Here is a 12,043-nt window from a genome sequence, read left to right on the forward strand (position 1 = left end):
GGTGGCAGGGCGATCAGAGCGGCAGCCGGATATCCGTCAGGCGCCAGCGCAGTCCCTGGCGGGTGAACACGAGCACCACGGGATTGCCCTGCTCATCGTGGACCGTGACGGTGAATCGCGACAGGGATTCGTAGTGGTGCGCCGCGCCTTCCAGTGGTTCGGCGGGCACGGGCGGCGCATAGGTGTCGCCCCCGACCGTCTCGCCGATCGCGCGTTTCCACGTGGCACGGCCCTGCAGCACGGCGGCGATGCCCATCGGCGTGACCAGCGTATCGACACCGCGCCCCAGCACCTGGTTGGCGATCGACAGGGCGGCTGCACCGAACAGGTTGGACGACACCTCCGGCCCGGCCTTGCGGGCCAGATAGTCTTCGACCTGCGCGCGCAGGTTGACCCGCAGCGACGGGAAGTCGACATGCCGTTGCAGCTTCGCCGTGTCCTGCTCCGCCAGCGCCGTGCGGATGCCGTGGATGGCGAGATAGGGGCCTGCGACCACGTAGGTCGCCAGTCCCAGCAGCACGGCCAACGCCGCACCGCCGACAAGCCACTTCTTCATCGGTGACACCTCCACGTCAGAACTCCAGGTCCAGCGCCGCGCACAGGTAGTCGACGAAGGGTCCGAGCGTCTTCAGGTCCCCGGCCAGGGCCTGCCGCAGGCGCGGACCGGTCATCGTGGCATCGTCCAGCGAGCGCCAGAAGACGAAGTTGCGATGCTTCAGGTCTTCGATGAATTCGAAGTCCGCCGGGAATCCGCGCGGCGCGCGCACCAGCTTCTCGCTTTCCTCGAAGTCGAAGCGGCGACGGAACGCCGGATCGTGCGCGGCCTTCTTCCAACTGCCCGGGTTGTCGAGGATGAACTGGCGGACGCGGCGCTGCGTGTCCGGTTCCGGATGCCACAGCCCGGCGCCGACGAAACACTCGCCCGGTTGCAGGTGCAGGTAGAACGACGGCGCGGGGACCTGCTTGTGGCGCTCGTGGAACAGGCGCGCGCCCTGCCAGGACTTGTACGGCGATTTGTCGTTCGAGAAGCGCGCATCGCGGTAGATGCGGAACAGCGACCCGCCGACGGTCTTCGGGTCCGCGCGGAAGTGCAGGCTGACCGCGGCCAGGTCCGGCTGCAGGTCGGTCAGCAGCCGCAGGAACGGCTGGCGGACGTGGTCTTCGTACTGCGCCTTGTGGTCGTTGAACCAGGTCTTGTCGTTGTGGCGCGCCAGCCCGCGCAGGAACTTGAAACTGGCATCGGAGAAGTAGGTGGCCATGGTCGCCATTCTAGACAAGCCGGTGTCATGGGGCCGACAAGGCCGCCCTCGATGTCCGCTTACAGGGTTGCCTGGATCTCGTCGCGCCACTGCTGGATCCTGTCCAGCAGCGCCAGCCGGTCGGCGTTCCCGGACTCCGCCTGCCGCAGGTGCGCGACTTCGGCATCGAAGGTCTCGAAGCTGTATTCCGACAGGCCGCTGTCGGTCGTCAACCGCTGGCGGCGGTAATCGTCCCAGCGCTGGCGTTCATCGGCGGACAGGGTCCCGGGCCAGTTGCGCGCACGGTAGCGGAACAGCAGTTCCGGCAGCCGCGCATCGCGGAAGCCGAAATCGCGCTGGCCCAGCAGCGCGGGAGGCGTGGTGCGCACGTCGGTGAAGCGGCGCTTGTCAGCGTCGGCCAGGAAGCCGTCGTACAGCGAACCATCGACATCGCCCGCCTGGAAACTGCGTTCCGTGGAGAACACCCGGCGCACCGTTTCGGCCAGATCGGGACCGGCCTCGCGCAGGATCGCGGCATGGCGCTCGCAGCGCGCCGGATCGATGCCCAGCCGGTCCATGTCGGCCGGCCGCAGGTGCGACCAGGCGACCAGCGCCGGCGCGCGGTTCAGATGGACTTCCTTCAGCGGAATGCGTTGCTCGCCTTCGGGCAGGTCGGCCGCGGGTGTGTAGAGCCGATCGGCGATGTCGTCGGGCGACATCGACAGCAGCGGCGCCGGGTCGCTGTCCAGGTCGAACACCACCACGCGGTTGTCGATGCGCGGATGCCGGGCCAGCGGCAATACCGGCGCGGCGCACAGCCGGCTTGCGGGATAGCGTTGCGACACGTGCAGGACGGGCAGCATGGCCGTGGTGTCGAGCAGCCGCGCGGCGAAGCGCTTGTCGCGCAGCTGCAGCGCGTAGTCCCACAGGCGCGGCTGCACCTGCCGCATCAGCCTGGCCAAGCCGATGGTGGCGTACACGTCCGACAGCGCTTCGTGCGCGTCGCCCTCGCGGACGCGGTTGGCGAGCGCGAGCTGTTCCAGCTTGAACGAGGTGGCGCCGTCTTCGCGCTTTGGCCAGACGATGCCGTCCGGTCGAAGCGCATGCATCAACCGCATCACGTCCAGCAGGTCCCAGCGCGAGTTGCCGCCGCGCCATTCGCGCTCGTAAGGCTCGTGGAAATTGCGGAACAGGCCATGGCGCACGAACTCGTCGTCGAAACGCAGGCTGTTGTAGCCGAGCGTGCAGGTCTCGGGGCGCCCCATCTCGTCGGCGATGCGGGCGAAGGCTTCGGCTTCGTTGACGCCATCGCGCAGGGCCTGTTGCGGTGTAATGCCGGTGATCAGCGTGGCGATGGGCGAGGGCAGCAGGTCGTCCGCGGGCTGCACGAAGAAGCTGATCGGCTCGTCGATGACCTCCAGCGCATGCGTGGTGCGCACCGCGGCGAACTGCGCCAGGCGGCTGCGACGCGGGTCGGCGCCGAAGGTTTCCAGATCATAGAAAAGAAAGCTTCCAGCCATGTGCGGTCCTTTCCCTGCAGGTCATTGTGCCGTGCCGTCGCAACGGCATCGTTCAATGCGCGCTGGCCGGCCGAGGGGGGTGCGATCGTGGAAGCGGGAGCATGCGCTCACCCCGCTGCGTCCTCCAGCACCGGCAACAGGGTGTCGACGTCGGCATCGACGGCCTTCCAGTCGACGCCGTCCAGCGACGCCAGTCCGGCGGTATGCCGCATCAGCAGGTCGCGCTGCACGTGGCTGCGATGCTGCGCGACCGCGTACGGAATCCGCATGAAGCTGACCATCGTGTAGTGCGGGACGAAGCGCTGCGGGTGGCGCTGCTGCAGGGCCAGCTCCAGCTCGCGTTGCAGCAGGAAGCCGCTGTCGTCCACCTTGTCGCGCATCTCCACGTAGTTCTCCAGCGCCATCTCCTGGATGGCGAGCGCATTCGGCTTGCGCTCCGCCTCGAACGCCGCAAAGGCGGTATCCAGGGTGGTGTTGGCCTGCAGATGCCGCGCCAGCGACACGCAGTCCTCGAACGCGCAGTTCATGCCTTGGCCGTGGAACGGCACCATCGCGTGGGCCGCGTCGCCCAGCAGCACCGCCTGGCCGCCAAGATGCCAACGGTCCAGGTACAGCGTGGCCAGCAGGCCGGTGGGGTTGGCTTCCCAGTCCTGCTCCAGGTCGGGAATCAGCGGCACGGCATCGGCGAAATCGCGCAGGAACAGCGCCTTCGCATCGCGGCCGTTGCGCACGCTGGCGAAACTCGGGTCGCCCTGGTTGGGCAGGAACAGCGTCACCGTGAACGTGCGCTCGTCGTTCGGCAGCGCGATGCACATGTAGTGCCCGCGCGGCCAGATGTGCAGGGCATTCGGCTCCATCATGAAGCCCCCTTCGGCGGACGGCGGGATTTCCAGTTCCTTGTAGGAGTGGTCGAGGAACTCGGTGCGCTCGCCGAGATCCTCCTGGTGCTGCATGGCGCCACGCAGCGACGATCCCGCGCCGTCGGCGCCGATCAGTGCCGTGAACCCGACGTCACGGAATCCTCCGGCCTGTTCATCGGCGAAGCGGGCGACGGATGCATCGAAATCGACGGCATCCAAACGGCGATCGAAATGGAGCGTCGCGCCGGCCCTCTCTGCCAGGTCGAGCAGCGTGATGTTCAGGTCGCCGCGATGGATCGACCAGATCACCTCGGAATCGTCTCGGCCATAGCGCTGCAACTGCTGGCGACCGTCCAGTGCATGCACCATGCGGCCGCGCATCATCACCGCCTGGCGCATCACCGCATCGTCGGCATCGGCCATCCGCAACGCGTGGCGGCCGCGTTCGGTCAGCGCCAGGTTGATCGAGCGACCACCGGCGTAGCCCTGCACGCGCGGATCACCGCGTTTCTCGTAGACGTCCACGCGCCAGCCGGCGCGCGCCATCAGGGTGGCCAGCAACGCACCGGCCAGGCCGGCGCCGATGATGGTGATGTGTCGCGATGTGTCAGTCTTGTCCAATGGCATGATCCGTCATCCCCGCGAAGGCGGGGACCCAGTGACTTTGCTCTGCCCGGTGATGTCCGTCCAGAGATCGTTCCAGTAGGGATTGGACGTTTCGATCAGCCGGATCTTCCATGTCCTTTCCCACTTCTTGAGTCGCTTTTCGCGGGTAATCGCAGCTCCCATCGTTTCGTGCAACTCGTACCACACGAGTAGCGTAATGCTGTGCCGGCAAGTGAAGTCCGATGCCACGTGATTACGATGTTGCCAGATACGTCCCACGAGGTCGCTGGTAACACCGATGTAGAGCGTTCCGTTGCGTCGACTTGCCAGGATGTAGGTCGCCGGTTGCTTGTCCATAAGCGTCCGTCGTAAAGCGAAGTCGCTGGGTTCCCGCCTGCGCGGGAATGACGGTTTCCACTTTCACCGGGATGTTCAGAACCCCCGCCACGTCTCGACTTCCTCGACGAAGCGGAGCAGGTCCATGTAGCGGTTGTAGAGCGGGGCGGGCGAGATGCGGATCACGTCCGGTTCGCGCCAGTCGCCGACGGTACCGACCGACAGCAGGTACTCGAACAGTTCGCGCCCGCGCTCGCGGCCGCCGATCACGCGCAACGACAGCTGCGCGCCGCGCTGGGCCGTGTCGGCAGGCGTGATGATCTGCAGCACATCGGACAGCCGCGCCCGGATCAGCGCTTCCAGCAGGCCGGTGAGCTTCAGCGACTTGGTCCGGATCGCGTCCATGCCGCCGGCCTTCTCGAACACCTCGAGCGACGCACGCAGCGGCGCCAGTCCGAGGATCGGCGGATTGCTGAGCTGCCAGCCTTCGGCGCCAGGCGTGGGTACGAAGGCTGGGCCCATGCGGAAGCGGGTTTCCTTCTCATGGCCCCACCAGCCGGCGAACCGCGGCCGGTCCGTGTTGGCGTGTCGCGCATGCACGAAGCAGCCCGCCACGGCGCCGGGACCGGAGTTCAGGTACTTGTAGTGGCACCACACCGCGAAATCGACGCCGCTGTCGTGCAGCCGCAGCGGCAGGTTGCCGACCGCGTGGGCCAGGTCGACGCCGACCACGGCGCCCTGCGCATGGCCGAGGCGCACGATTTCGGCCAGGTCGAACGCCTGCCCGGTGCGGTACTGGATGCCGGGCCACAGCACCAGCGCCAGGCGTGGGCCGTGTTCGGCGATGGCGCGCTCGATCGCGGCCATCGACAGCGTGCCGTCGGGCTGGTCCGGTTCCACCTCGATCAGGTCGGTCGCGGGATCGAAGCCATGGAAGCGCACCTGCGACTCCATCGCATGCCGGTCGGAGGGAAATGCACCGGCTTCCATCAGGATCGCCGGCCGCTCCGCGGTGGGGCGGTAGAAGCTGACCATCATCAGGTGCAGGTTGGTGGTCAGTGTGTTCATTGCCACCACTTCCGATGGCTCGGCGCCCACCAGCCGTGCGAGCGGCTCGCGTACCAGTTCGTGGTACGTCATCCACTGTGCGTTGCCGGTGAAGTGGCCTTCGACGGCTTCGTTCGCCCACTTGTCCAGCGCCTCGTTGAGGTGGACGCGTGCGCCCTTCGGTTGCAGGCCCAGCGAGTTGCCGCAGAAATAGATCTGGTCGTTGTGCTTGTGGCGGGGAATCAGGAACTCATTGCGCAGTGCGCGCAGGGGATCGGCAGCGTCGAGGGCGATGATGTGGGTGCGGGACAGCGGGTCGGTCATCGGGTCGGAGGTGTTCGATAGGGTGTAGGAGCGAAGTCAGTCGCGACCGTGGAGTGTCGGCGGATCTGACGTCGGATGTGCTGATTTCCCAAAAAGCTGATGAAGGCCTGGGTCATGCCGGACCGTGCGGTCGCGACTGACGTCGCTCCTACAGGGAGCGTCATCACGCAAACCTCGAGGCCGGCAGGCCCAGCCATTCCAGCGCGGTGCCGTGATACAGGCGGGTCTGCTGCGCGATGTCCAGGCCCAGTGCGGCGATGCCGGCGCCGGGTTCCTGTTCGCCCAGCGGGAACGGGTAGTCGGTGCCGAGCATCACGCGCTCGTGGCCGACGGTGTCGAGCAGGTAGCGCAAGGCGCGCGGATCGGCGACCCAGGAATCGAAATACACGCGGCCCAGATAGTCGCGCGGATTGCGCGGGTTGTCGGTGGCCACGAGGTCCGGGCGCATGTTGAAGCCATGCTCGATGCGGCCGATCGTGTAGGGAAAGCTGCCGCCACCGTGCGCGAAGCAGACCTTCAGCTGCGGCAGTCGTTCCAGCACGCCGCCGAAAATCAGGCTGCACGCGGCGCGCGATTGCTCGGCGGGCATGCCGACCAGCCAGGGCAGCCAGTACTTCGGCATCGAGGCGGCGCCCATCATGTCCCAGGGGTGCACGAGGATCGCGGCGCCCAGTTCGCTGGCGGCCTGGAAGAAGTCGAACAGCTCCGGTGCGTCCAGGTTCCAGTCGTTGACGTGGCTGCCGATCTGCACGCCCTGCAGGCCCAACTGGTCCATGCAGCGTTCCAGTTCCTGCACGGCCAGTCGCGGCGACTGCAGGGGCACGGTGCCGATGCCGGCGTAGTGGCGCGGGTAGTCGCGGCAGGCGACGGCGGTGTGGTCGTTGAGTGCCTGGTGCAGTTCCAGCGCGTGGTGCGGCTTGGCCCAGTAGCTGAACATCACCGGGACCGTGCTGATCACCTGTACCTGCACGCCGAAGCGAGCGTAGTCGGCGATACGTTCCTCCGGATCCCAGGTCTTGGGCCAGATCTCGCGGAAGAACTTGCCGTCCTTGTAGATACGGTGGCGGCCGTCGTCGCCGTGGTGGATCACCGGGAAACGCACATCGCCGTACTTGGCCGCGAGGTCGGGCCAGTCGCGGGGCAGGAAATGCGCGTGGGTGTCGATCTTCAGCATCGTCGGATTGTAGGGGCTGCCTGCAGGGGATTCGCGCTGCAGTGCCGCGACGGAGCGGAAACGTGCGAGGCGTCGACGTTCATCGTTCCAGCGCGTCGGAGACGCGCTCGCAGGCGGCGATCAGGTCGTTGACCAGGCGGCGATCCACTTCCACGTGGCCTTCGTACTCGGCCAGGTTGCGCAGGTCGTGCGCCTTGGCCAGCACCCTCCACACCTCCGGGCCGAGTCCGAGGGTATGCGGCAGCACCTGGAAGACGATGTAGCGATGGCGCGCACGGAAGCCGGCGCGTCGAAGCGCGGCCAGACTCAGCGCATGGGCGGCGTTGTAGGCCAGGTCGAAGCGACTATCCAGCGACAGCGCGTCGTTGTGCGCATCGGCCAGCCGCGCCAATCCCGAACGCAGCAGCCCGGCGGTTTCCTGCTTGTCGGGAGGCTCGGCGCTGAGCGGTCCACCGTGCGTGGCCAGCTTCTCAAGCGGCGAGGTCATCGTCGCTCCCGATCAGCCATTGCCGCGGTTGTTGCAGCAGGCGGGTGACGAAGCTGTTCCCCGCATCGATCCGGGTGCGCAGTTCGTCGCGCGCATAGACCGTGGGATTGATCTGCCGGCCCAGCCGCTCCGCCACCGGGTGCAGGGCCAGCATCACCTCGGCATAGGCCAGGTCGTCGGCGATCACCATCAGGTCGATGTCGCTGCGGGTGGTGTCGCTGCCCTTGGCGATCGAGCCGTAGAGGAAGGCCGCGTGGATGCGGTCGGCCAGTGGCGCCAGCGCTTCGCGCAGCGGCTCGGCCAGGCCGAAGGTCTTGCGGACGATGGAGGCCAGTTCGTCGTGGATCGGCGCGTCGGGATTGGCGCGGTAACGCTTCTGGTTGCCGACGTGCTCGACGGTCAGCAGTCCGCTGCCGGCCAGCCGGGCCAACTCGCGCTGGACCGCGCCGCTGCCGGCGCCGGTGGCCTGGATCAGTTCGTTGACCGCGTAACTGCGGCCCGACTCGCCGAATAGGCAGGCCAGCACGCGTTGCTGGGTGGTGGTGAAGAGCGCGCCAGACAGGCTGGCGCTTGCGTAGCGCGCTGCCGCCTCGCTGACTCTCCCGGATCGGGGGGTGTTATTCATGCCCATATCGGGCACGATAATGCCCATATTGGGCAGATGCAAGCCGCGGTGTGGGCATAGCACCGCATTGGCGGATCGCCGATCACAGCGCTACTCCTGCGACCATGCCCGCCTTGCTTTGCGCAACTCATCAATCGTTGGCGGGTCTGGATTAAGTGTCTGGCCATGCATCTCGGCCAGTTCCTTGAGCCGTGCGCGCGTTTCGGCCAGCGTGGGAACCTGCATCGCCTTTCGATCCTCGTCGGTGACGACATCGTCAGCAACGGGGTACAGAAACATCCCCTTGTCATCGGAATGGGACTGGGTGCCGTACCACTGCGGCTGGAGCTGCGAGGCCATGATCCTGTCCCACGAGGCCGCCGTCAGCCAGCGATACTGTTTTTCTTCCGGTTCCAGCGACATCGCGATGGTCGACAGGGCATGAGCAAGCCGGAAATCATCCAGGCTCTGGCCATGCTGGTACACCATCGCCGCATGGTAGTAGTCCACGGCACTCTGCATTGCGCCGGCGCGCATGAGCTCCAGAACGCGTTCACGACGTTTCCTGTCTTCCGGGAGGAGAATCGTCCAGTCAATCTCGGCAGGCTTCGAACGGGCGGCCTGGTCAGCTTCATAGAGGGAGGCGAGTTCCTGGTTCTGGGCTAGCGTTGGCGTCGCCAGCAGCAGACAGAAGCAGGAGAAGAGACTGCGTGAGGGAAAACGCATGGGGCGGCCTCGGTCCTTGAGGAGTCGGGTCAAGTGATGTCGGCCTGCGAATCCGCCTGCATTTCGTAGCGGCCCGGGCGGGGATTCAGGTGGCCGCAGGCCTTGCAGGTGCGCAGGTCGTCGTTGCGGTAGAAGGCCTCGAACACGCGGAAGAAGTCCTGTTCGATGTCGTTGAGGTGGAAGTACTCCTCGTACACCTTGGCATTGCAGCGTTCGCAGAACCACAGCAGGCCGTCGTCCTCGTGCGGCAGGCGCTTGCGCTCGATCACCAGCCCGACCGAGCCGGGCATGCGTTGCGGCGAATGCGGCACGCGCGGCGGCAACAGGAAGATCTCGCCGGCGCGGATCGGGATGTCGCGGACGGCGCCGTCCTCCTGGATCCGCAGCACCATGTCGCCTTCCAACTGGTAGAACCACTCCGGACCTTCATCCCAGTGGTAGTCGGTGCGTGCGTTCGGCCCGCCGACGACCATGACGATGAAGTCGCCGTCGTAGATGACCTTGTTGCCGACCGGCGGCTTCAGCAGGTGACGGTGCTCGTCGATCCAGGCCTGGAAGTTGAGCGGGTTCGGCAGCATGTCAGCGGCGCTCCGGCAGGTGCGCGATGCACTTCAGTTCGATGGAGATCGGCGTAGGCAGGGCGGTGATGCCCAGCGTGGTGCGGCAGGGGGCAACGGTGGCATCGGGGAAGTACTCGGCCCAGACCCGGTTGTAGCCGGCGAAATCGCCTGTCATGTCGGTCAGGTACACGGTCACGTCCGCCAGATCTTCCCAGCGCGCACCACTGGCGTCGAGTACGGCGCGCACGTTCGCAAAGACGGCATGCGTTTGCGCCTCGATGCCGGCGGGAATTCCGTTCGTGGCCGGCTCACGTGGGCCGATGCCGGACAGGAACAGCAGGTCGCCGACGCGCCGCGCATGCGGGTAGTGCCCGACGGGCTTGGGCGCGCCATCGGCCTGCACGACCTCACGCATCGCGCTTGCCCTTTGGCGGCACGCCGGCGAGGGCACGCTGGTAGGAGGGCTGCAGTTCGTCCTGCGCCGCCACGTCCATGCCGAGTTCGCGAACGCGCCCGTCGAACAGGCTGTAGACCCAGCCATGGATGGCCAGCGGCTGGCCACGCGCCCACGCATCCTGCACGACGGTGGTCTGGCAGACGTTGAACACCTGCTCGATGACATTGAGTTCGCACAGGCGCGCATGGCGCAGCGATTCGGTATCGACCTGCGCCAGCAGGGCCTCATGCTTCAGTGCCACGTCCGCCACGTGGCGCAGCCAGTTGTCGGCCAGGCCCACGCGCAGTCCGGTCATCGCGGCATGCACGCCGCCGCAACCGTAGTGGCCCACCAGCAGGATGTGTTCCACCTTCAGGATATCGACGGCGAACTGCACCACCGACAGCGCATTGAGGTCGCCGTGCGACATGACGTTGGCGATGTTGCGATGGACGAAGACCTCGCCCGGGTCCAGGCCCAGGATCTGGTTGGCCGGCACGCGCGAATCGGAGCAGCCGATCCACAGGTAGCGCGGCGACTGCTGTTGCGACAGCCGCTTGAAGAAACCGGGATCCTCCTGCTTGATGCGGGCGGCCCAGTCGCGGTTGTTCTGCAGCAGCTTCTCGAGTTCGGAAAGGTCGGACATTCGGTTCGGTCATCCTCAGCGCAACGCGACGCAGACGTTCTTGGGTTCGGTGAAGAAACGCATGGCCTCCAGGCCGCCTTCGCGGCCAAGGCCAGACGCGCCGGCGCCGCCGAACGGCGTACGCAGGTCGCGCGTCATCCAGGTGTTGATCCAGACGATGCCGGCGCGCAGCTGCGCGGCCAGGCGATGGGCGCGGTCGAGGTCGCGCGTCCACACGGTCGCCGCCAGGCCGTAATCGCCGGCGTTGGCCAGGGCCAGCGCGTGGGTTTCATCCGCGAACGGCTGCAGGGTGACCACCGGCCCGAAGATTTCTTCGCGGTTGGTGGACGCCTGCGGTCCCAGGCCTTCGATCACGGTCGGCGCGATGTACCAGCCCGGCCGGTCCAGCGCGTGACCACCGCTCAACACGCGGCCGCCTTCGAAACGCGCCCGCGCGATGCATCCCAGCACCTTGTCGAAATGCGCCTGCGACACCATCGCGCCGAGGCGCGTATCCGGATCGTCGAGCGGTCCGGCCTGCCACGTGGCCGCGCGTTCGACCAGCATCTCGCGGAACTCGTCGTAGATCGCCTGCTGCACCAGCAGGCGCGAACCGCACAGGCAGATCTGCCCGGCATTCTGGAACGCGGAGCGAAGCAGGGTGTCGAGGTGCGCGCGCCAGTCGCTGTTGGCGAACACGAGCGTGGCGTTCTTGCCGCCCAGTTCCAGCGAGACCTTCTTGAGCTGCGGCCCGGCCAGCCCGGCGATGCGTCGGCCCACCGGCGTACTGCCGGTGAAGGAGACCGCCTTGATCGCGGGATGCATCACCAGCGGTTCGCCGATCGCCGGGCCTGTGCCGTGCACGATGTTCAACACGCCGCGCGGCAGGCCGATCTCGGCCGCCAGTTCGCCAAGCATCGTGGCCGTGGCCGGCGTGATCTCGGACGGTTTGGCGACGACGGTGTTGCCGGCGGCCAACGCAGGCGCGATCTTCCAGGTGAACAGGTAGAGCGGGAGATTCCATGGCGAAATCGCCGCGACCACGCCCAGCGGTTGCCGCAGGGTGTAGTTCAACCCGGCCTCGCCGTGATGCGATTCGCTGGCGAACTGGGTGGCCGCATGCGCGAAGAAGCGAAGGTTGGCGACGGCGCGCGGAATCTCGATGTCGCGGGCCAGCGCCAGCGGCTTGCCGGTGTCGCGCGACTCGGCAGCGGCGAAGGCGTCGCGCCGCTGTTCGAGCGCATCGGCCAGGCGTTCCAGCCAGCGCGACCGCTCGCTCGTCGTCAGTCCCGACCAGGCGGGGAAGGCGGCCTCGGCCGCCTGCACGGCCAGCAGCACGTCGCTTTCGCTGCCATCCGCCACCTCGGCATAGACGTCGCCGGACGCCGGTTCGAACACGGGGCGCCAGGCGCTGCCGGGGCGCGGTTCGCCGTCGATGAAGTGGCCGAAGCGGTCCATGCCCACTAGCTTAACCCGGCTGGCAAGCCCCCCGTCCCGCAG

14 protein-coding genes are annotated in these 12,043 nt (G+C 67.0%); all 14 read right to left on the minus strand.

Annotated elements, in window-relative coordinates; genetic code table 11:
* Positions 1-13: 13 nt before the first annotated feature.
* Positions 14-556 carry a DUF2939 domain-containing protein gene (locus V7060_RS11395; RefSeq protein ID WP_334179362.1) on the minus strand — a complete coding sequence of 181 codons (543 nt, stop codon included), beginning with the start codon at positions 554-556 and terminating at the stop codon, positions 14-16.
* A 16-nt stretch (positions 557-572) separates the two neighbouring features.
* Entirely contained in the window at positions 573-1,259 is a 687-nt protein-coding gene (locus V7060_RS11400; protein ID WP_334179363.1) for a DUF2461 domain-containing protein, read from the minus strand.
* 59 nt (positions 1,260-1,318) lie between these two features.
* Complete coding sequence (gene sbcB, locus V7060_RS11405; protein ID WP_334179364.1) at positions 1,319-2,758, minus strand: exodeoxyribonuclease I; 1,440 nt, start codon at positions 2,756-2,758, stop codon at positions 1,319-1,321.
* Positions 2,759-2,865: 107 nt separating this feature from the next.
* Entirely contained in the window at positions 2,866-4,239 is a 1,374-nt protein-coding gene (locus V7060_RS11410; RefSeq protein ID WP_334179365.1) for an NAD(P)/FAD-dependent oxidoreductase, read from the minus strand.
* A gap of 12 nt (positions 4,240-4,251) precedes the next feature.
* Complete coding sequence (locus V7060_RS11415) at positions 4,252-4,581, minus strand: GIY-YIG nuclease family protein (RefSeq protein ID WP_334179366.1); 330 nt, start codon at positions 4,579-4,581, stop codon at positions 4,252-4,254.
* A gap of 75 nt (positions 4,582-4,656) precedes the next feature.
* On the minus strand, positions 4,657-5,931 hold the full coding sequence (gene kynU, locus V7060_RS11420) for a kynureninase (protein WP_334179367.1): 1,275 nt from the start codon (positions 5,929-5,931) through the stop codon (positions 4,657-4,659).
* Between the two features lie 163 nt (positions 5,932-6,094).
* Entirely contained in the window at positions 6,095-7,105 is a 1,011-nt protein-coding gene (locus V7060_RS11425; protein ID WP_334179368.1) for an amidohydrolase family protein, read from the minus strand.
* Positions 7,106-7,184: 79 nt separating this feature from the next.
* Positions 7,185-7,592, minus strand: coding sequence for a hypothetical protein (locus tag V7060_RS11430; protein WP_334179369.1), 408 nt, complete (start codon positions 7,590-7,592; stop codon positions 7,185-7,187).
* Entirely contained in the window at positions 7,576-8,217 is a 642-nt protein-coding gene (locus V7060_RS11435; protein ID WP_334179370.1) for a nucleotidyltransferase domain-containing protein, read from the minus strand. The genes V7060_RS11430 and V7060_RS11435 overlap by 17 nt, the downstream gene beginning before the upstream one ends.
* Positions 8,218-8,307: 90 nt before the next feature.
* Entirely contained in the window at positions 8,308-8,922 is a 615-nt protein-coding gene (locus V7060_RS11440) for a hypothetical protein (protein WP_334179371.1), read from the minus strand.
* A 29-nt stretch (positions 8,923-8,951) separates the two neighbouring features.
* Positions 8,952-9,500 carry a 3-hydroxyanthranilate 3,4-dioxygenase gene (locus tag V7060_RS11445; RefSeq protein WP_334179372.1) on the minus strand — a complete coding sequence of 183 codons (549 nt, stop codon included), beginning with the start codon at positions 9,498-9,500 and terminating at the stop codon, positions 8,952-8,954.
* A 1-nt stretch (position 9,501) separates the two neighbouring features.
* Complete coding sequence (locus tag V7060_RS11450; protein WP_334179373.1) at positions 9,502-9,897, minus strand: RidA family protein; 396 nt, start codon at positions 9,895-9,897, stop codon at positions 9,502-9,504.
* Positions 9,890-10,564, minus strand: a complete 675-nt coding sequence (gene can, locus V7060_RS11455) for a carbonate dehydratase (RefSeq protein WP_334179374.1) — start codon at positions 10,562-10,564, stop codon at positions 9,890-9,892. The genes V7060_RS11450 and can overlap by 8 nt, the downstream gene beginning before the upstream one ends.
* A 15-nt stretch (positions 10,565-10,579) precedes the next feature.
* Positions 10,580-12,001, minus strand: coding sequence for an aldehyde dehydrogenase (locus V7060_RS11460; RefSeq protein WP_334179375.1), 1,422 nt, complete (start codon positions 11,999-12,001; stop codon positions 10,580-10,582).
* Positions 12,002-12,043 lie beyond the last annotated feature (42 nt).

This window comes from Pseudoxanthomonas sp. (assembly GCF_036845285.1).
Classification (GTDB): Bacteria; Pseudomonadota; Gammaproteobacteria; order Xanthomonadales; family Xanthomonadaceae; genus Pseudoxanthomonas_A.

What these genes read in the sequence shown, in the direction of transcription:
- V7060_RS11395 (WP_334179362.1), bottom strand. Translation starts at nt 556, where the DNA reads ATGAAGAAGTGGCTTGTCGGCGGTGCGGCGTTGGCCGTGCTGCTGGGA.
- V7060_RS11400 (WP_334179363.1), bottom strand. Translation starts at nt 1,259, where the DNA reads ATGGCCACCTACTTCTCCGATGCCAGTTTCAAGTTCCTGCGCGGGCTG.
- sbcB (WP_334179364.1), bottom strand. Translation starts at nt 2,758, where the DNA reads ATGGCTGGAAGCTTTCTTTTCTATGATCTGGAAACCTTCGGCGCCGAC.
- V7060_RS11415 (WP_334179366.1), bottom strand. Translation starts at nt 4,581, where the DNA reads ATGGACAAGCAACCGGCGACCTACATCCTGGCAAGTCGACGCAACGGA.
- kynU (WP_334179367.1), bottom strand. Translation starts at nt 5,931, where the DNA reads ATGACCGACCCGCTGTCCCGCACCCACATCATCGCCCTCGACGCTGCC.
- V7060_RS11425 (WP_334179368.1), bottom strand. Translation starts at nt 7,105, where the DNA reads ATGCTGAAGATCGACACCCACGCGCATTTCCTGCCCCGCGACTGGCCC.
- V7060_RS11430 (WP_334179369.1), bottom strand. Translation starts at nt 7,592, where the DNA reads ATGACCTCGCCGCTTGAGAAGCTGGCCACGCACGGTGGACCGCTCAGC.
- V7060_RS11435 (WP_334179370.1), bottom strand. Translation starts at nt 8,217, where the DNA reads ATGAATAACACCCCCCGATCCGGGAGAGTCAGCGAGGCGGCAGCGCGC.
- V7060_RS11440 (WP_334179371.1), bottom strand. Translation starts at nt 8,922, where the DNA reads ATGCGTTTTCCCTCACGCAGTCTCTTCTCCTGCTTCTGTCTGCTGCTG.
- V7060_RS11445 (WP_334179372.1), bottom strand. Translation starts at nt 9,500, where the DNA reads ATGCTGCCGAACCCGCTCAACTTCCAGGCCTGGATCGACGAGCACCGT.
- V7060_RS11450 (WP_334179373.1), bottom strand. Translation starts at nt 9,897, where the DNA reads ATGCGTGAGGTCGTGCAGGCCGATGGCGCGCCCAAGCCCGTCGGGCAC.
- can (WP_334179374.1), bottom strand. Translation starts at nt 10,564, where the DNA reads ATGTCCGACCTTTCCGAACTCGAGAAGCTGCTGCAGAACAACCGCGAC.
- V7060_RS11460 (WP_334179375.1), bottom strand. Translation starts at nt 12,001, where the DNA reads ATGGACCGCTTCGGCCACTTCATCGACGGCGAACCGCGCCCCGGCAGC.